This window comes from Candidatus Margulisiibacteriota bacterium (assembly GCA_041658645.1).
Taxonomy (GTDB): Bacteria; Margulisbacteria; WOR-1; order O2-12-FULL-45-9; family XYB2-FULL-48-7; genus JBAZZV01.
Map to the genome: position 1 here is coordinate 151,799 of JBAZZV010000005.1, position 18,807 is coordinate 170,605.

19 protein-coding genes and 1 other RNA gene are annotated in these 18,807 nt (G+C 54.2%); 6 read left to right on the plus strand and 14 right to left on the minus strand.

The features are described 5' to 3' along the window. Positions 1–96: 96 nt before the first annotated feature. The gene (locus WC903_05675) at positions 97–1,104 is read left to right on the plus strand and encodes an AI-2E family transporter (protein ID MFA5893431.1); all 1,008 of its coding nucleotides are present in this window, start codon (positions 97–99) and stop codon (positions 1,102–1,104) included. Here the strand turns inward: WC903_05675 and WC903_05680 are convergent. Beyond that, positions 1,101–1,574, minus strand: coding sequence for a TspO/MBR family protein (locus tag WC903_05680; protein MFA5893432.1), 474 nt, complete (start codon positions 1,572–1,574; stop codon positions 1,101–1,103). The two genes, WC903_05675 and WC903_05680, sit on opposite strands and share 4 nt — an antisense overlap. 64 nt (positions 1,575–1,638) lie before the next feature. Here WC903_05680 and WC903_05685 point away from each other — a divergent pair, with 64 nt between their 5' ends. From WC903_05685 to WC903_05695, 3 genes are all read left to right on the plus strand, one after another. Beyond that, on the plus strand, positions 1,639–3,123 hold the full coding sequence (locus WC903_05685) for a DUF2779 domain-containing protein (protein MFA5893433.1): 1,485 nt from the start codon (positions 1,639–1,641) through the stop codon (positions 3,121–3,123). A 1-nt stretch (position 3,124) separates the two neighbouring features. Then, positions 3,125–3,538 (plus strand): secondary thiamine-phosphate synthase enzyme YjbQ, encoded by a 414-nt coding sequence (locus WC903_05690; GenBank protein ID MFA5893434.1) that lies wholly within the window; start codon positions 3,125–3,127, stop codon positions 3,536–3,538. A 68-nt stretch (positions 3,539–3,606) separates the two neighbouring features. After that, a complete protein-coding gene (locus WC903_05695; GenBank protein MFA5893435.1) occupies positions 3,607–4,470 on the plus strand; it encodes a hypothetical protein in 864 nt (287 codons plus the stop codon). A 120-nt stretch (positions 4,471–4,590) separates the two neighbouring features. On the opposite strand, the gene WC903_05700 is transcribed toward WC903_05695, so the two are convergent. The 8 genes from WC903_05700 to WC903_05735 all read right to left on the minus strand — a co-directional run bounded on the left by WC903_05700 (position 4,591) and on the right by WC903_05735 (position 11,061). Next, positions 4,591–5,142 (minus strand): tetratricopeptide repeat protein, encoded by a 552-nt coding sequence (locus WC903_05700; GenBank protein ID MFA5893436.1) that lies wholly within the window; start codon positions 5,140–5,142, stop codon positions 4,591–4,593. 20 nt (positions 5,143–5,162) lie between these two features. Further along, on the minus strand, positions 5,163–5,519 hold the full coding sequence (locus WC903_05705) for a DUF1667 domain-containing protein (protein ID MFA5893437.1): 357 nt from the start codon (positions 5,517–5,519) through the stop codon (positions 5,163–5,165). Continuing rightward, the gene (locus WC903_05710) at positions 5,512–6,492 is read right to left on the minus strand and encodes an FAD/NAD(P)-binding oxidoreductase (protein ID MFA5893438.1); all 981 of its coding nucleotides are present in this window, start codon (positions 6,490–6,492) and stop codon (positions 5,512–5,514) included. Before WC903_05710 ends, WC903_05705 begins: the two co-directional genes overlap by 8 nt. Next, positions 6,479–7,918 (minus strand): NAD(P)/FAD-dependent oxidoreductase, encoded by a 1,440-nt coding sequence (locus WC903_05715; GenBank protein ID MFA5893439.1) that lies wholly within the window; start codon positions 7,916–7,918, stop codon positions 6,479–6,481. Before WC903_05715 ends, WC903_05710 begins: the two co-directional genes overlap by 14 nt. A 12-nt stretch (positions 7,919–7,930) precedes the next feature. Then, positions 7,931–8,116 carry a hypothetical protein gene (locus tag WC903_05720; GenBank protein ID MFA5893440.1) on the minus strand — a complete coding sequence of 62 codons (186 nt, stop codon included), beginning with the start codon at positions 8,114–8,116 and terminating at the stop codon, positions 7,931–7,933. Beyond that, positions 8,116–8,598, minus strand: a complete 483-nt coding sequence (locus WC903_05725) for a DUF6036 family nucleotidyltransferase (protein MFA5893441.1) — start codon at positions 8,596–8,598, stop codon at positions 8,116–8,118. Before WC903_05725 ends, WC903_05720 begins: the two co-directional genes overlap by 1 nt. 28 nt (positions 8,599–8,626) lie before the next feature. Continuing rightward, a complete protein-coding gene (gene glpK / locus WC903_05730; protein MFA5893442.1) occupies positions 8,627–10,096 on the minus strand; it encodes a glycerol kinase GlpK in 1,470 nt (489 codons plus the stop codon). 146 nt (positions 10,097–10,242) lie between these two features. Further along, complete coding sequence (locus WC903_05735) at positions 10,243–11,061, minus strand: alpha/beta fold hydrolase (GenBank protein ID MFA5893443.1); 819 nt, start codon at positions 11,059–11,061, stop codon at positions 10,243–10,245. 216 nt (positions 11,062–11,277) lie between these two features. Here WC903_05735 and WC903_05740 point away from each other — a divergent pair, with 216 nt between their 5' ends. Next, entirely contained in the window at positions 11,278–11,532 is a 255-nt protein-coding gene (locus WC903_05740) for an RNA-binding protein (protein ID MFA5893444.1), read from the plus strand. Positions 11,533–11,592: 60 nt separating this feature from the next. Here WC903_05740 and rnpB read toward each other — a convergent pair. From rnpB to WC903_05755, 3 genes are all read right to left on the minus strand, one after another. After that, an RNA gene (gene rnpB / locus WC903_05745) (RNase P RNA component class A) lies at positions 11,593–11,978 on the minus strand. Positions 11,979–11,980: 2 nt separating this feature from the next. Continuing rightward, positions 11,981–12,412, minus strand: coding sequence for a ribonuclease HI family protein (locus WC903_05750; protein MFA5893445.1), 432 nt, complete (start codon positions 12,410–12,412; stop codon positions 11,981–11,983). Further along, complete coding sequence (locus WC903_05755; protein ID MFA5893446.1) at positions 12,409–13,110, minus strand: hypothetical protein; 702 nt, start codon at positions 13,108–13,110, stop codon at positions 12,409–12,411. The genes WC903_05750 and WC903_05755 overlap by 4 nt, the downstream gene beginning before the upstream one ends. Before the next feature lie 60 nt (positions 13,111–13,170). Between WC903_05755 and WC903_05760 the strand changes: the two genes are divergently transcribed. Beyond that, positions 13,171–16,098 carry a hypothetical protein gene (locus WC903_05760; GenBank protein ID MFA5893447.1) on the plus strand — a complete coding sequence of 976 codons (2,928 nt, stop codon included), beginning with the start codon at positions 13,171–13,173 and terminating at the stop codon, positions 16,096–16,098. Here the strand turns inward: WC903_05760 and polX are convergent. Continuing rightward, positions 16,091–17,797: a DNA polymerase/3'-5' exonuclease PolX gene (gene polX / locus WC903_05765; protein ID MFA5893448.1), complete on the minus strand. Its 1,707-nt coding sequence runs from the start codon at positions 17,795–17,797 to the stop codon at positions 16,091–16,093. The two genes, WC903_05760 and polX, sit on opposite strands and share 8 nt — an antisense overlap. Then, a partial coding sequence (locus WC903_05770; GenBank protein ID MFA5893449.1) for a site-2 protease family protein occupies positions 17,787–18,807 on the minus strand: 1,021 nt, incomplete at its 5' end. The genes WC903_05770 and polX, both read right to left, overlap by 11 nt.

Here is an 18,807-nt window from a genome sequence, read left to right on the forward strand (position 1 = left end):
GATAGATAATATCATCCTCTCAATGTCATGTCAATGCGCATTGACATACGGCAAGGGGCGTCGCATTTTTGGTTTCGGGGTGATAGAATTACAGCCATGACATACCCCCAAAGGACCCGCTGGATCGCCCTGGCTGTTTTGCTGGTGATCATTTTCTTTTTCTGGAAGGCGCTCTGGCCGGTCCTGATCGCCATCATTCTTTTTTATTTGTTAAATCCGGTCGTTAATTTTCTGACGGCCCAGCTGAAGCTGCGCCGCGAGATCTCGACCGCCTTGGCCCTGGTCCTCTTTTGTCTGGCCGCTTACCTGGTGGCGGCTTTTGTCTTTCCGCCGTTCTACCTCGAATTTAACCAGCTCATCAAGCAATTGCCCGATCTGATCGCCCGGGCGCAAAACTCGCTCAATTCGCTGCAAAGCTGGTATATCGCCAATCGGCTGCCGGGTGGGGTGGAAAAGATGCTCCCCCGGGCGATCGAGAATGTTTTCAGTTATCTGGTCTTGATGATCGAGGGGACGGCCCAGTCCTTGCTTGGCCTGATGAGCCAGCTGGTGATGGTCATTGTCATCCCGATCATGACCGTCTACATGCTCATCGACGAGAAAAAACTGGCCAAAGGGATCGCCCAGTACGTGCCGGAAGCTCACCGGAGTAAATTCAGCGCTATCCTGAAGCGGCTGGACCAGATCATGAAGAATTATATCGTCGGGCAGGCGATCCTCTGTTCGATCGTCGCGGCGGTCACGCTGGCCGGCCTCTGGTTGCTCGGGGTCGATTATTTCATCATGCTGGCCGGGGTCGCGGCGGTGGCCCAGTTGATCCCAAACGTTGGACCGGTCATCGGGATGGTCCCGGCGGTGGCGGTCGCCTTGCTGGAAAGCCCCATTATGGCCTTGAACGTTATCCTCTTTTACGCGGTCGTGCAGACCATCCTGGCTTACTATCTGGGGCCGAAGATTTTGGGCGATAAACTCGACCTTCATCCGCTGACGATCATTGTCGCGGTAGTGGTCTTGGGCGGGGTGATGGGGTTCTGGGGAATGTTACTCGCCGCGCCGCTGGTGGCTGTCGCTAAAGCCCTCTATCTCGAACTTAGCGCCGACTAGCGGTTCAAGAACCAGACACTGAAATTCAGGATCGACGCGAAACTTACCCAGCAGAGATACGGCACGAGCAGCCAGCTGGCTAATGGAGAGAGCGGTCGGAATTTGATAATGGTCAGCAAGATCATTGCCCAGAGAATGATTATTTCCACAAAGGCGAGCAGTAGCTGGTGTTGGCCGAAAAAGATGATCGACCAGAGACTGTTCAGGACCAATTGAATGGCAAAACAGCCGACGGCGATCTCAACCGCGGGAGTGAAGAATCCCCGCCGCACCACCAGGTAGACCGCTATCCCCATCATGATGTAAAGCAGTGTCCAGACCGGGCCAAAGATCCAGTTGGGCGGGTTGAAGAACGGTTTGGCCAATCCGGCATACCAGGTCGTTATCTCCGGGAAGGTGAAGAGCTGCCCGATCACTCCGGCCAGAGCGCAGACGACGATCGCGATCAGAACCCCAATAATGTTTTTCATAGTAGGCGAATTGTAACAGCTGACTGGGGGCGAAGCAAGCTTCTTTCATGTTATAATCAATCCAATGGCGAAAATGCCTTATCTCTCGAAGAGCAAATACCTCGCTGGACTGCAATGTCCCAAACTCCTCTGGTATAACTATAACCGCAAAGCTGACCTTCCCGGGATCGGCCCGCTGACCCAGGCGGTCTTTGACGAAGGCCATCGGGTCGGGGTCCTGGCCCAGAAACTTTTCCCGAACGGGGTGACGATCGAGCGGGACCGGTCACCGGAAAAACATAGTGAGCGTTCCCTGGCCGCTCTCAAGCTGCGGCAACCGCTGTTCGAGGCTGGTTTTCTCTTTGGTCAGGCGTACGCTCTGGCCGATATCCTGGTCCCGGTCGAGGACGATGCCTGGGATATTGTCGAAGTGAAGAGCAGTACGGGGATCAAAGATGAGCATTACCGGGATGCCGCTTTCCAGCGCTATACTTATGCCGGTGCCGGGCTCAAGATCAGGCGGAGCTACCTGATGCATATCAACAAGGAGTTCGTCAAAAAAGGGGAGATCGATCCCAAGCGCTTCTTTACCAAGGAAGATGTAACGGACGAGACCTTAGAGCTTCTCCCCGGGATCGCCGGCCAGATCGCCACTATGGCGGCGACGATCGGGGCCGAGACCGAGCCGGAGGCCAAAGTCGGTCCGCACTGCACCAGCCCGCGCGAGTGCCCGCTCTATGACCTCTGCTGGGACTTTTTGCCGGACGAAGGCCATGTTTTTATCCTCTATCGCGGGGGGAAGAAGAAATTTGACCTGATGGAGCGGGGGATCTTGAACGTGACCGAGATACCTGATGATTTTGAGCTTGATGAGAAACAGCTTATCCAGGTCAAGAGCCACCGTGATAAAGCGGCGCATGTTGATAAAGAAGCGCTGAAAGAATTTCTCGGCCAGCTTGTCTACCCGTTATATTTCCTCGATTTCGAGACGATCGGTCCGGCGCTCCCGGTCTACGACAACACCGGTCCGTATAAGGAGATCCCTTTCCTCTTCTCCCTTTTCGTGCAGGATAAGCCGGGTGGAAAGCCTCAGCATTTTTCCTACCTGGCGCCGGGTGACATTGATCCCCGGCCGGAGATGTTGCGGCGGTTAAAAGAGCTGCTCGGCGAGAGTGGTTCGATCGTCGCCTACAACGCCCGTTTTGAGATGACCTGCATTGAGAAGGCGAGCGAGGTCTATCGCGATTACAACGACTGGGCGGTCTTCCTGAAGGATCGTTTTGTCGACTTGCTGGTCCCTTTCCAGCAGTTCCTCTTCTACCATCCCGACCAGGCGGGGAGCGCTTCGCTGAAAAAGGTCCTGCCGGCGCTCACCCACAGCAACTATGAAAACTTGGAGATCGGAGAGGGGCGGACTGCCGGAGTGGAGTATTATCGGGTAACTTTTGGGGAGAATATCCCGCCGGCAGAGAAAGAGCGGGTCCATACCGCCCTGGAAAAGTATTGCGACATCGATACCCGGGGGATGCTGGAGATAATCGAAGCGTTAAATGAGGCTGTCGCGGCTTAGGATGAAAACCCATACTGAATATTTGACCGTTAACACCAAAGCGTCCCGCGAGATAGTTAATATCACGAGTGACGTGGCCGAGGCGGTCAAAAAGTCGGGGGTTAAAGAGGGGATGGTCCTCGTCTCTGCCATGCATATCACCGCTTCGATCTTTATTAATGATGAAGAATCCGGAATCAAGCAAGACTTTATGGAATGGGCCGAAAAATTGGCTCCCTTTAATCTCAAATATAATCATCACCGGACCGGCGAAACGAACGGCGATGCCCACATGAAGTCGATCCTTTTTAATCACGAAGTCATCATCCCGATCACCAAGGGGGAGCTCGATTTTGGCCCCTGGCAGCAGGTCTTTTATGGCGAATGGGACGGCCAGCGGAGGAAGAGGATAGTCATTAAAGTAATGGGAGAATAGGTCTAGATATAAGTTGCTAAAGGATGATCCTGTGTCGGGAATTGGCGTGATAATTTAAGGGAGGGGCGATGGTGTTTTACGGGCTTAGTAAGAAAGAAGAAATTGCATTGCAATATGAGGTGATTCCAAAGCCAACAAGATTAAAACTTACGAGATTGATTCGGAGCGCGGTCAAATCTGATGACCAGGATAGGGAAATAGAAAATCAAAATAAGTTATTAAATATAGCAAATAACGTTTTAGGATTGCCAATATATGTTTTGGAATCAGATGGTTGGGGAATGTATCATCCAGCTGAAAATGCCTATCACATGGGTGAGATGGAATTGCTCATGCTAAAACCAAATACTAGACAATTGATCGAAATAATTGCTGATTATGTTGAAAATGATATTTTGCCAATTAAGGAGATCAATGAAATATTGGTCGAAGGAAATTGCTCAGTACAATATCAGAAGGGCAATAACGATAAGTTAACAATTAAAATTGCTGCGGCGCAAGGAATTGAAGGGGCAGATATGTCGGCAGAGCACCCTAATATACGGCAGCTAGTAGAAAGAATGGACAGGGAATTAAAGGACGATGACTATACGGCAGTTCTTCATTCGAGCGCCTCAATATTTGAAACATTGGCAAAAGATGTATTAAACGACGAAGCAATTAATGAGAAATCCTTGGGGTCTTTCTTTGAAAAATATCGTAATGAGTCTAAATTGCCAGGGCCTATTTTGGACCATATATTAGCGATATTTAATCAAAGAAGTACTGAGCCATTGGCTGGGCATGGCAACACTAAGCTTCCTTCTGTTAAAAAAGAACAAGCGATAATTCTTTCTGAAATGACAAAGGCATTTGTCAGGATTGAGCGAGAATTCCAGTTAATAAGTGTAAAAATGGATAAAGAAACAAACAAGAAAGTAAAGGCCGATTAAACAGATTCTCTAGTTGCTGCCACGGCTAGGCCCCACACCAACAAATCTTTTATCACCATATCCCCAACTTTAACCGGATAGGTGAGGCGGGTGCGGGAGATGAGGGCCATTGGCTCCGAATTATTTTGTGTTAATGAGCTTTCGCAGTAATATTCTTTGTTGATCATCGTTTGATTCGTTGATTACTCCTGCCCGCATGGCAAATGTTTGCATTTCTTTTCTTTGTGGATTGTCCAAAGCAGCTAACGTCTTCTTTGCGTACTCGATTGCGTTAGCAGTGTCTTCTTTTAAAAGATATATGGTCATAATTGCGCCATATATTTCGGCGTCGAAGCCGCTGATTTCTTTGCCAGATATGCTGGTTGCGTGAGGTGCTTTAAGCAAAGCTAATAAGGCTTTATCTAGTAATCCTTTTTCCCGATAAGCAATGCCCAAAGAAACATGGGCCATTACTTGATCGGGTTTTAAGGAAATAGCTTCGTTAAAATCAGAGATTGCGAGGTCGAAGTTCCCAGATATTCCATAATTGTTGCCTCTAGAAGTAAGCCATATTGCTTTAGATGTGGCGATCATTTCATCGTCACCTTCAAAGCTTTTATCGATTTCTCTGAACTTATTTTCCTTGTCTACCGTCGGGTTGAAATTGCCGAGAAACATACGCCAAATATTCATAAATAGTCCTCCTTGATATATTAGGTTGAATCGCGAGTAGCTAATAAATCTGTCTCTAGCCCCAACAAATCCTTTATTACCACATCCCCAACCTTAACCGGGTGGGTGAGGCGGGTTTTAGCGATCACGGCCATAGCTTCCATTAGCTTCGCTTTGGGAATAGGCCGACTGGTCCGGACTGGGACCAGTTTCGGCTCAAGCCCCACGGCCAGGACGGTCGTTGTCAGGACGCGCATAGGGTTCTCGATCTCCTGCTGGGCGTAAACCGGGCCTTTATCGCATTTATTACCAGTCACGCTGATGACGTGGCCGCCTTCTTCGTTGACCTCGAGTTGGCAACCAATGGGACATTCTATGCAGGTGATCTTTCTAAACATTCTTTAAATACTCCGCGGCTGCGATGCCGGCTTTTTCACTGTCGCGCGTGACCGAATCGACCAGGTCATAAACTTTAAATGAGTTGCCGCAGACAAATAATCCAGGAATTGCGATCTTCGTCACATCGGTCACTCCGGCCATCTCGATCAGCTCGTTTTCGGGAATTAGGCCGACCGAAACGAGGACGGTATCGCAGGTGAGCTCAAACGTCTCTTTATTCTCGGTGTTTTCAACCGTTACTTTCTCCACCCGGTTTTGCCCATGGATCTTGGCGACCCGGTGCTTGAGATAAAGCGGGATCTGAAAATCCTCGAGACACTGGACGACGTTGCGGACCAGACCGCGTGATTCCGGTTGTATTTCGATCACTGCTTTGACCTTGGCCCCTTCCAGTGTGAAACGGCGGGCCATGATCAGGCCGATATCGCCCGAACCAATAATGACGACCTCTTTCCCCGGCAGCCAACCCTCGATATTGATCATCTTTTGAGCGAGGCCGGCCGGGTAGATGCCGGCGGGGCGGGTACCGGCAACATGGACCATCTCGCGGGTCCGCTCGCGACAGCCGGTCGCCATTATTAACGCTTTAGCCTTGACCTCAACTAATTCTCCCGGCTTGATGTAGGTAATAAGGAATGGAAATGTAGAGGCGACCTTTAGGTCGCCATTTTGTGGCGGTCTAAAGACCGCCGCTACATGGCATAGTTTGACAACAAACGACTTTAAACTGACCTCGATCTCTTTGGCTGGAATGACTTGCTTAATAAAACGATCGGCATATTCTGGCCCGGTTAAATCGGCCTTGAAATGATGCAGACCGAAGCCGGGGTGGATGCACTGGTTGAGAATGCCGCCAAGATACTGATCGCGCTCCAGCAGGAGAATATCTTTAACGCCGGCTTGTTGCGCGGCCAAGGCTGCGGCCATCCCGGCGGGACCACCGCCGACAACTACCAACTCACGCTCGAGCATCTTTGATTACCTCCGAGCCGGGGCCGCGTTTGGATATCGCTTTAGGGTTAAGTTTCAACTCTTCCGCCATGATCTTCATGATCCGGGTGGTGCAGAAGCCGCCGTGACAGCGGCCGGCTTGCGCCCTGGTCCGGAACTTGATCCCGTCGAGCGTCCTCGCTCCGCGCCGGATCGCCTCGCGGATTTCCTGGGCCGAGATCATTTCACAGCGGCAGACGATCTCGCCGTAAGCCTTGTTCTTTTTGATCAGTTCCCTCGTCTTCGCGAACGAGATGGCGAAGAGGTGGATCGTTGCCTGCCGGAAACGGTGGAAAAAGAACTTGCGGCGGAGTTTTAGGCCGTTCATTTTTAATAAGTCCGTTACCATTAAGGCGATCGCCGGGGCGGCGGTCAACCCGGGGGACTGGATGCCGGCGACGGTGATCATTCCCGGGACTTCGGCTTCGTGCCGGATAATAAAGTCGTGGCCAGCAATAGGACGTAGCCCGGCAAAGTAAGCGATGATGTCGTTCTCGTTGAGGGAAGGGACGAGCTGGCGTGTTGCTGTTAAGACTTGTTGCAGACCGGCATCAGAAGTTGTCCGATCTTCCTTATCATCAATATCCTGGGCAGTCGGTCCGATCATCGGGTTACCGTCCGAAGTCTTAATGACCAGGATCCCTTTGGTGGTCGGGGTAGGGAGGGGGAAGATAATATGATTGACGAGGTGCTCGCGCTTTTTATCGAGGAGAAACTCTTCTCCCTTGCGCGGTTTGATCACGATGTCGTTGATCCCGGCCAATTTGGCGATCTCGTCGGCGTAAAGGCCGGCGGCGTTGATGACGTATTTGGCCTCGAAAGTTCGCTCGGAGCCGGAAACCGCGACGTTTAGTCGCTGGTTTCCAGGTTCTCTACTAATACCGGTTACTTTATGCAAAGTGAAAAACTCGACCCCGTTCCGGGCGGCGTTCTCGGCCAGGTCGTAGACCCAGCGGTAGGGGGAGATAATGCCGGCGGTCGGCGCGTAGAGAGCGGCGAGGGCCTCCGGATTAAGATTTGGTTCATATTTCCGCAGCCATTCCCGCTCGACGATCTGCAGGCCGGGGACGCCGAGCGTTTCTCCCTCTTTTTTGATCTCCAGTAACTTAGCCCGATCCGCTTCCTTGAAAATAACGATCAATTCCCCGACCTCTTTAAAGTCGACCCCCAACTCTTTGGCTATTTCCCTGGTCAGTTTATTTCCCTGGACGCAAAGCTTCCCTTTTAATGAATCAGGCGGGTTTTGTGTCCCGGGGTGGATAATGCCGGAGTTGGACTTGGAGACGCCAAAAGCGAGTTCGGCCTCTTTTTCCAGCAGAGCGATCTTGAGGTGGTAACGGGAGAGCTCGCGGGCGATCGCGGTCCCGGTGACGCCGCCGCCGAGGATGATGACGTCATAGGTCTGCAACCGGCAGCTCCTTTAGTTTTCTCTTCGAGACTTTCGCCACTGGCGCATTAGTTTGCCGCCATCGATCGAAGCGATAAAACTATTTGCTTCTTCCAGCCACTGCAGACGCCCGGCTGGAGAGATCTTAGACATTTCCAGCAGGCGGGTGCGATCAATTATAAAAGAGCAGCGGTTCGTTCCGTCCTTGGTGGTTTTCACTATTTTTTGAGCTCCCGGAGCATTTCAACGTCCTTTTTATCCTGCTCCCTCCCGGCCATGGTTTTCAGAGCGATCAGGTCATCAAAGGAGATCACCGAAATGTTCAATTTTCCGGCAGTGATCTTCTGCCGGTCACCATAAGCTTTGGAGAATGGGATCGGGTTTTCCGGGAAAACGTCAATGATCTTGTAGTCGTCTTTTTCGTGGATAAAAGGAAAAACTTTCATCGCTTTTTCTGCGATCCAGGAGGCTCTTTTTTGCGGATCGGCAAATTCTGCCGCTTTAACGGGAAGTTTTGGCTTATATCCGATAAGCGTCATTGTTTTCAGGAAAAGTTCGACATTGGCTGTTTCGAGGTCGATCATCAGGTCAAGGTCGCCGGTGAGTCGGACAACGCCGTGCAAAACGAGCGCTACGCCGCCAACGACCAGGTAACGGACCTTGTTTTCTTCCAGGGCCTTAAAGACTTCCTCGTAATACATGAGGTAATTATAGCATTTTACTGCTGTCTTAATTCGAGAGAGTCTTTGCGACCGCCTTCTTCCAGCCCGCATAATAATCTTCTTTTAACGTTTTAGGGGTAAACTTCCGATCGATCGCCCAATGCTGCTTGATCTCGGCGGTGTTCTTCCAGAAACCGACCGCCAGGCCGGCGAGATAGGCGGCACCGAGGGAAGTGGTCTCGATGATCTTGGGCCGGAGGATCTTCGCGTCCAGAATATCGGCTTGGAATTGGCAGAGGAAGTTATTCGCAACCGCTCCGCCGTCAACTTTCAGCTCATTTATCTTTAAACTGGACTCTTTTTTCATCGTATCCAGGACATCTTTAGTCGAATAACACATTGCTTCCAAAGCTGCTCGTACCAGATGGTTGCGGTTGGCGCCGCGGGTTAAACCGACGATCGTCCCCCGGGCGTTTTGGTCCCAATAGGGGGCGCCGAGCCCGACCAAAGCGGGGACGAAATAAACGCCGCCATTATCTTTGACGCTTAAGGCCATCTTTTCTGAGTCAGCGGACTTCTTCAATAGCCCCAACTGGTCCCGGAGCCACTGGATAGCGGCGCCGGCGATGAAAACCGACCCTTCCAGGGCGTAAGCGACCTTGCCTTCCGGTCCGCAGGCTAGGGTAGTGATCAACCCGTGCCTGGAGGTGACTTTTTTCTGTCCGGTGTTAAGAAGCATGAAACAGCCTGTCCCGTAGGTATTCTTGATCGTCCCTGGCTCAAAGCAGGTCTGGCCGAAGAGGGCGGCTTGCTGGTCACCGGCGATCCCGGTGATCGGAATTCCGGCCGGCAGTTTGCCGATCTTGACCGTTTGCCCGAACTCGCCTGACGAAGGGAGGACTTTAGGCAACATATTGGCCGGAATATTGAATAGCTTTAACAGATCTTTGTCCCATTGCAGTTTTTCAATATTATAAAGCATCGTCCTGGAAGCATTGGTGAAGTCTGTGGCGTGACTTCTTCCGCCGGTCAGTTTCCAAAGTACCCAGGTGTCGGTCGTGCCAAAAGCTAATTCCTGGTACCTGGTCCCTGGTACCTGGCACCTATTTTTCAGTATCCACTCGATTTTAGTAGCCGAAAAATACGCATCAATTGGCAGGCCGGTCTTTTTTCTGATCGATCCCGCCAAGCCCCACTTCTTTTTCAGCTGGTCGCAGCGCTCCGCTGTCCGCCGGCATTGCCAGACGATCGCGTTATGGACCGGTTTGCCTGTTTTTCTATCCCAGACGACCGTTGTTTCTCTCTGATTGGTGATACCGATCGCCGCGATGGAGGAGGGGGGAACTTTGGTCAGGACTTTCTGGACCGTGGAGTAAACGCTTTGCCAGATCTCTTCCGGCTTGTGCTCTACCCAGCCCGGTTTGGGGAAATATTGCGGGAATTCCTGGTAAGCCGAGGCGACCTGGCGCCCTTTTTTGTCATAGACGATCGCCCGGCTCCCCGTCGTCCCCTGGTCGATGGATAAGATATATTTCATGGTTGTTTAAGAGCCCTCACCCTAACTTAGATCAAACTAAGACCCCTCTCCCAGGGGGAGAGGGGTCAGCGTAAAGCAGCTTAACAAAATACCCTCTCCCTCTGGGAGAGGGTGCAAAGCTTCAACGTTAGTGGGTGAGGGCTGCATTATCCCAGTCTCCCCTGCAGCCACTCCCAGATATCGGCGAAGACCTTTTCTCGCCCGAGGTCGATGGAGAGGGCGTGGAGCATGTCGGGGTATTCGATCAGCTTCTTGTCGCTTAACTTTAGCTTGGCAAAGAGTTTCCGCCCGGCCGATTCGTCGACCAAATAGTCTTTTCCGGAGATCAGAAAGAGGATCGGGGTGCGGGGGGTGAGGCGCTGGGCGCGCAGCTGCTCCAGCAGAATAACGATCAACAGGCGGGAGCTGGCGACGCGGATCTCGCGCGGGTCCGCGTTCATCACCGCCTGGTAGGCGGTGTCGCGCGTGCACATCGCGGCCGTGAACGGCAGCGGCAGTTGTTTCTTCTGGTTGTAGAGGAGGGCGGTGAAAGCGTCAAGATAGGCGAAGAGCGGGAACTTCATCCCATTGGCAAAAGCGGGTGAGATCAGGATATTGCCGGCGAACAAACCGGGGTTGTCGGCCGCCAGGTTGTACGAGATCAGCCCTCCCATACTTTCACTTAGGAGGAAGATCTTCAGGCCGGGGTGGGCGGCGGCCGCGAACTGCCGCAGTTGTTTGATGTCGTTATGGTAGGTCGCGAAACTATCGATATGTCCTTGGGGACGGTCGGGGGTCTCGCCGAAACCTTTCAGTTCAATCGCGTAAAGGGAAAGGCCCTTGGCCGTAAAATAGTCGGCCAGGAAATTCCAGCGGCCGGTGTGGGCCCCCAGCCCGTGGACGAGGAGGAGGACAGCCTTGGGGGTAGGTGCTTGCCAGGCGCGGTAGAGAACGTCTCCGCCCGCCAGACGCTTTAGTTCAGGCATGGTTGTATGATACCAGATTAAAGTGAAATTTTCACGGGAAGCGCCCGATAATGGAGTGTAGGGTTTGACAGACGTGTCAGGTTACTATATAATATAAATGTCGAAATTAATGGTTAGGATCTTTGAGTCTGCAAGCGAGATCGTGACGAGCCCCTCAGTTAGGCTTCTTCATACCATTGATCGCAGAGAAAATATCAAACAAGGAGTACGCATAACATGAAAAGCATTTTCGTAGGTAATTTGGCCTGGTCAGTTAACGATGGTGAGTTGGCAGCGAAGTTCGCCGAATTCGGCAACGTCGTTTCCGCTCGCGTTGTGAACGACAAGTTCACAGGCAAGTCCCGCGGTTTTGGTTTCGTTGACATGGAAAATTCGGACGCCGATAAAGCCATTGCGGCCATGAGCGGCCAAAAGTGGAACGAGCGCGAGCTGACCGTTAACGAAGCGAAGCCGAAGACCGACCGCTTCTAAGCGATCGATAGGACACTTAAACAGAAGGCCCCGGGTAAAACCGGGGCCTTTTTGTTGTTATAAGCGGGCAGGCCTATAAGCCGGATTCTGTCTTGTCCGCCTTGCGGTGGACATGTGCGATAATCTGTCTGGGGCCGCCATTACTGGCGACCTCATTGCGACCTACTCGAGCTCATAACGAGGCGAGCAGCCTCTCACTCTTTTTGGTCTTGCTCCGCGTGGGGTTTAGCACGTGACCGTCGCCGGTCTGTTACGTCGGGAGCTCTTACCTCCCGTTTTCACCTTTGCCACCAAACCTTTAGGGTTTAGTTCGGCCGTGTAATTTCTGTGCCACTTTCCTTCAGGTTTTAACCTGACTGGACGTTATCCAGCACGCTGCTCTCTGGAGTCCGGACTTTCCTCCCCGATGCGCTATTCGCGATCGGGGTAACCGCCCGGCCTGCCCAAGCTATATCTTACCAAAAAGCGGGCCGTGGGTCGAGCCTTGATGGTCGTCGATCCCCTGGTTGGAGAGCCGGTCGGCGTGTTCGTTCGCTTCCCGCGGTACGTGAGTGATCGTAAAATGATTGAATTTTCTGATCAATGATTTGACGTTATAAAAGAGCGGCGCCAACCCTTCGTTCTTGACCTTATATTCGCCTTTGATCTGCTTGACGATCAGTTCCGAATCGGCAAAAACCTCCACACTTCGTTCGCCCAGGTCGATCGCCTCTTCCAGCCCGCGGATCAGCGCCATATATTCGGCGACGTTGTTGGTGGTTTTGCCGATGTAATCGGCGACTTCGAGCAGGACTTCCTTCTCATTCCTGATAACCACGCCGATCCCGGCCGGGCCGGGATTGCCGCGAGCGGCGCCATCGGTAAAAATTTGGACTTTCATAAGCGGATCGGCTTTCGTACGGCAAAGAAAAGCCCCTCGGCCGCGTGCGTCCGGCCGGAGCGATCGGTTTCGTAGCCGGCGGCGACTTCCGCCCGGCCAAGCCCGAAGGCGAGGTCCATTGCCGCGCCGCCGAATAGCCGCCAGCCCAGGCCGCCGGATGAATTGTCGGTGCCGGAAAGATTGAGCATGAACGCGGCTCCGATGAACGGGTCGAGCCCGAACAGGCTTCCTTCTTTCAGGTAAACGGTTGTTTCTCCGACCCCTTGCAGGAGGCTGAAAAAGACTTTACCCGGCGTGTTGCCGAAACCAAAGGTGAGGCCGGCTTTATAAACGATCGAGTCCTCGGCCAGCCCGAACTTCTCTCCCAGCCGCCACGGATCTTCAAAGGCGAGGGCCGACCCGGCGGTCAGATACCAACCGTTGCCGAGCATGGCGGCGCTATTTATTTCCCCATTCCTCCCCCAGTTGAACAAACCTTTGGGTTGGGCTAGAGGGTCGGCTTCGTTACTAATTGGGGCTGGGGGGAGAGGGGCGGGGGAAAAAGTCGTCCCGTCAGCGGGCTGCAGCGGTTCCAGGGGAGCGATCGGCGGCTGGACCACTTTTTTGGCCGGATCAATTGCTTGTGGATAAAGAGCCTTCGCCGGGGCGATAACTAACAGCAAAAGACAGACGAGCAACAGAAAGCGTAAAAGGTACATGATGTCGCAGTATAGCAATAGATAATTGTCTGTCAATAGCAGATGGTGTAAAATGCGGACATGAAGCGTTGGCCGGCTATCTTTTTTCTCTGTTCACTGCTGTTCCTGCCGGCGGCGGCCGAATATGCCAGTCTAGGCTTGTTCGACGCGACCGATTGGGCCGCTTATTATGACGATATAGCCGGTTACCTCTATGAAGAGCCGGGATGCGTCACCCTCTCTCCCCATGATAATTATCTCTTGTATAAAACTCTGCCTGACGGGACGAACCTCAAGATCAAACGCTCCAAGGTGGGAGAGATGTTGATCGACATTAAACTTGATAAGGTACCGGCCTTGGCTTCATTATTTAAGACAGAAGAGGATGTCAGCCGTTACGCGGCCGCTTTCAAGGCCACTCTGCCGGAACTGGCGGTCTATCCTATGCTCGGTAAAGGGGTTCTACTCCAGAACGGAGCGCCGGTGGCGCAATTTCCGGTCGAAGCCGGACCGGCTGAAGAGTACGTCATGCCCCAACCGGTCAGCCGCGGCGAACCGGTCAGATGGGAGAAAGAGCTGGTCGTTCCGGTCGCGGCCGGCCAGTATAAGTTGAGCGGCCGGACAGAGTATTATCCGAGTGCCGCGGCGCCGGTCGCCTCGCTGGTCCCGTTTGGCGCCTGGCTGGTCGTCCGGCCGGAAGGGTGGAAATACGAGTACTACGGGCGCTGGTTTGGCGTGCCGGAGCCGGTTGTCGCTGACTTACTTGCTTCACCGGACAAAAGACGTTTCCGTTATCTTGATGAGAATCGTGACGCGAGCGGCCAACTGGTCGCCGCCCGATTTGCCGGCCAGCCGTTTGGCCGGGAGAGCCTGGTCTTTGACGGGGCCGGCGGCCGACTTCTTTTATGCGCGGCCGGCGAAACGCTTTTTGAGCGGGCGCTCTTCATCAAGGATATTGTCCAACTGTTGACCGTCCCTGGTCCTGATGATCTGGACAGCTGCGTCGATTGGGACCCGAATATTTCTTTCTATCGGCAGCTGGCGCTGTTCCGCCGTTCCAAGGGGAAAAATGTTCCGGCGAGCCTGCCGGCCGAGGTGGTGTCTTATTACAAACTTTATAACAATATCGCTTTAAGCACGGGAGAACAAACGGCCCTTGATCCTTGCGTCCGCAAGGCTTTTAAAGAAATGCGCGAGGAGCGGCTGCCGCGCGATCCGGTCAACCGGCGTCAAGCGGTCGGGCTCTACCAACTGGTGCGGCAGACGGCGCTGGTCGTAGAGAAACAAGCCGGCTGGTATAACCAGGTCAGGCGAAGTTGGAAAGAGTTGGCCGGTTTGCGCGCCGCGCTCCGCCAGGATTTTGACGCGATGGGGGTCCTTTCGCAAGAGAACCGCCAGAACCTGGTCGAAGGGTGGCTCGAGACCAGATTGAACCTCGCGCGGACCGCTCCGCCGGACGAAGCCAAATACGTTGGAGAACTTAGTTTTTCCTCGTTCTTTAAGCCGGCGGAAAAGTTGAACCGGTTCAACGCCCGGGAACAGGCGATCATGCTGGAGAAGGTCAAGACAGCGGTCAAAGGTGAGACGGTTGGCTTGAACTTAAATATCGTGCCGGCCCTGAACGATTATAATTTCGGCGTCCTGCTCAACGAGATCCTCGGTAATCTTTACCGGAGCCACGGCTGTCTCCACGCTTCGCCGCGCAATATTTTATTTCTCTACGAGTTGCTGCCGCTTAAGACGAAAATGAACATCAAGCCTTACTCGGAACGGGTCAGCGCGGAAGCCGGTCTGCCGTTCCTGACCGACCTGGTCAACTATCGCGAAGACCTGGACGCGTTGAAGGTAAAATTGGCCGATCCACGGCAGGTCGCCATTACCGTCTATCCCGCGACCGGCCTCTGGGTCATCAACCTGAATGGGGTTCCCTTGGCTAAACTTAGCGTCCTGGGGGGGCCGAAGGAAAAGATGTATCTGGTCGAGGAGCGGGATAAACGGGGCCGGCCGGTCTTCCAGGACAGTTTAATGTATCCGACCACGCCGGGGACCTATTACTTTTTCCGTAAGACGAAGAACTATCTGTCCAACCTTTACCGGAGCACCACGACCATTCCGCAGGGCGGGGCGCTTTCGAACCGGGAAGGAGAATGGTCTTACCAGACGGTCAAAGGCGATTGGCGCCCTGTCCCTTCCGACCTCCAGCTCGATCTCGAGCTTTCAGGCGACAAACAAAATTACACTTATTATGACCAGGTGAGCGACGCCAGCGGTGAAGTAGTCTCGGCCAAGTGGGGGAGCCAGCCGTTCGGTACTTACGCTATCCAGACGACCCGGGACGGCCGGAGCGCCTGGCCGGAGCTGATCCACTCTTCCGGCGATCTGATGATGGAAGAGCGGTCGCTGGTCAACGACCTCCTCCTCGTCCTGACCGCCCCCTACGACTCATTGACCGACTGCGTGACCGCCAGCCCGGGCTTCTCGCTTTATGAGGATTGCGCCGCGTTCGTTGCCGACCCGGCCCGGACCGGCCTGATCGGGACCGATGAGGCGGCCGCCTATAAGCTTTATTACGGCCTTCCTTTAAGCCCGGCCGAAACGGTGACGCTTCCGCCGGACTCGGTCGCGGCGATCAAATTGTCGCGGAACGAAAAACTTTCGGCTGAAGACGAACAGGCCCTGATCAGCGCCGGCGTGGCGACGCGGGTCAAGGGAAAGTTAAGCTTCAACCGGCAGAAAATACTCGGCCTCCAGTTTGAGATCTACCAATTCGTGGTGACGATCGAGAAGTACGCTCATCACTATGAGACGCTACAACGGCGGTGGGGGGAATTGTCCGGACTCCGGCGGGCACTGCTGCAAGACTTTAACGAGTTCGTCTTGAAAGACCCGGAACTCTTCCGCGGTTTTATGCGCGAGCTGATGTTACGGCGCAATAACTTGGAGAAACTTAGCCAGTCCGAAGCGGTCAAGGTCCTTTCCGGGTTGTTGGCCGACCAAGGGGTTAAGTAAACAGTTGTTTGAGCGGCCGGGTATTAATGATATCTTTTTTCTCCAGCCAGCCCCGGCGCGCGGTGATCACGCCGTACTTCATCAGTTCGAGCTGATCGGTCGCGTGGGCGTCGGTATTGATCGCCAGTTTTACCCCCAATTCCTTGGCCCGCCGGCAATAGATATCGGTCAGGTCGAGCCGTTTGGGATGGGCGTTGATCTCAACGGCCACGTCATTTTGTTTGGCCGCTTTCAAGACCGCTTCGAGATCGATCTCATACGGTTCCCGCTCATTGATCAGGCGGCCGGTCGGGTGGGCGAGAATATGGACATATTTATTTTGCAGCGCCCTGACCACCCGGGCGGTCATCTTCTCCCGCGGCATTTTGAAACTGGAATGGACCGAGACGAGGACGATATCGAGTTCCCGCAAAACTTCGTCCGGCAGGTCGAGCCGGCCGTCCGGCAAGATATCCACTTCCGCCCCGGCCAACAACTTGATCCCGCTGGTCTTGCGGTCTAATTCCCTGATCTTTCTCGCCTCGGCCAGCGTTTCCCGGCCGGTCAAACCGTGGGCGATCCGGGTCGACTGGGTATGGTCGGTCAGGGCGATATATTCATAACCGAGCTTTTTGGCCGCGCGCGCCATCTCCTCAAGGGAATTAACGCCGTCGGAGGCGGTGGTATGCATATGGAGGTCGCCTTTAAGGTCTCCCAGTTCGACCAGGTGGGGGAGCTGGTGTTTGGCCGCCGCCTCGAGTTCTCCCCGGTTCTCGCGCAGTTCCGGCGGGATGTATTGCAGGCCGAACTTGTGAAACACTTCTTCTTCCGTCCGCCCGCCGATCTGTTTTGTCCCTCTGAATATCCCGTATTCCGAAACCTTCCAGCCTTTCTTTTGCGCCATCTGGCGCAGGATGATGTTGTGCTGTTTACAGCCGGTAAAATAATGGGCGGCGGTGCCAAATGACCTGGCCGGAACGACGCGGAGGTCGGCCTGCATCCCGTTGCGCAGGATAACCGACGATTTGGTCGATCCCTTAGCCAGGACGTCGCGCACGGCGCGGAGGTTAACGAACCGCTCCATGATCTTCTCCGGCCGGTTGGAGACAACGAGGATATCGATGTCGCCGATCGTCTCTTGGCCCCGGCGGAGACTGCCGCAAGGCAAGATCCTTACGACCTCTTTTAGCTTACGCAATTCCTCAACGATCAGTTCAGCGTGGGCGGTGGCATCATCGAGCAGGAAGCGCCCGTGGCTCTCTTTTTTTAAGTTGATCCCCCGGAGAATATTCTCGACCTTCTTTTTCCCCATCCCCGGGAGTTTCTCCAGTTGGCCGGAGCGGGCGAGCTTTTCCAATTTAGCCGGCGTGTCCGCTCTGAACTTCTTATGGAGGAGGAGGGCGGTCTTTGGCCCGAGTCCCGGGATATTAATGATCTCCAGGAAACCTTTGGGGAATTCCTTAGCGAGTTTCTGGTAGGCGGCAATGCGGCCGGTCTTGATCGCTTCTTCGATCTTCTCGGCGATATGCTGGCCGATCCCCGGGATCTCCCGCAGGGCTTTCGTCCCTCCCTGGGCGTAGATCTCTTCGAGGTCGTGGTTGAGGGACTCGATCAGCTGGGCCGCTTTGCGGTAAGCGCGGACCTTGAAAGGATTGTCCGCCTTCAGCTCCAGAAAATCGGCCATCTCCCAGAAGATCCGGGCGAACTCGTTATTTTCCATTGTTCACTTGGCTCTTCAGCTCGAACAACTTCATGACGTCGCGGCGGGTCAAGATGCCGACCAGGCGGCCCGCTTCGACCACGAGGAGGCGGCCGGAGGTCATCCGGGGGAGGGTCGAGGTCAAGTCGGCGTCAGGACTGATGACCAGCTGGCTGTTGATCGGCTGGAGGGCGTCGCGCACGGTCAACTGCGGCCATTTGGCCCGCTCGATCTCCTTGATGGCGTGGAAGGTGATCAGGCCGAGCAGGACGTCGTATTCCACCACCGGGAAGGCGGCGAAACGGAAACGGAAAAAATAATCATCCAATAACCGGTCGAGCGTCAGGCCGGCCGGGACGGTAATGACGTCGCGGGTCATCAGCGATTTGACCCGGACGCCGGAGAGGAGCTTTTTCATCACCACCTGGCGGTAGCTCGTCTCGGCCGCCTCCAGGACAAAAAGGCCGATAAAGATGAACCAGAGCCCGGAGAGATAGAGTCCGGAGAAGAAATAAAGGAAACCGGCCCCCATCATGGCCAGGGCCAGGATCTTGCCGCAAGTAGCAGCGACGGCGGTCGCCCGGCGGAGATCTTTGGTCAACTGCCAGAGGAGGGCGCGCAAGATCCGGCCGCCGTCGAGCGGGAAGCCGGGGAGAAGGTTGAAAAAGGCGACCCCCAGATTGATGAGAAAGAGATAATTGGTGATCGCCAGCAAATAGCTGGGGAGGCGGAAACCATACAGGACCTGGGTCAGGGCGAAAAAGAAGAGGCCGAGAAATAAGCTCATGGCCGGCCCGGCCGCGGCCATTTTAAGTTCCACCGCCGGTGATTCCGGTTCTCCCTCGAGCTGGGCGACGCCGCCGAAGATAAAGAGGGTGATCCCGTGGATCGGGAGATTGTTGCGGATGGCGACCAGGGAGTGGGAGAGCTCATGGGCCAGGAGCGAAGCAAAAAGGAGGAGGGTGGCGATGATCGCCATCAGCCAGTAGGCGGGGGCGGTCAACTCCGGGTTAGTTTCCGGGAAATAGCCG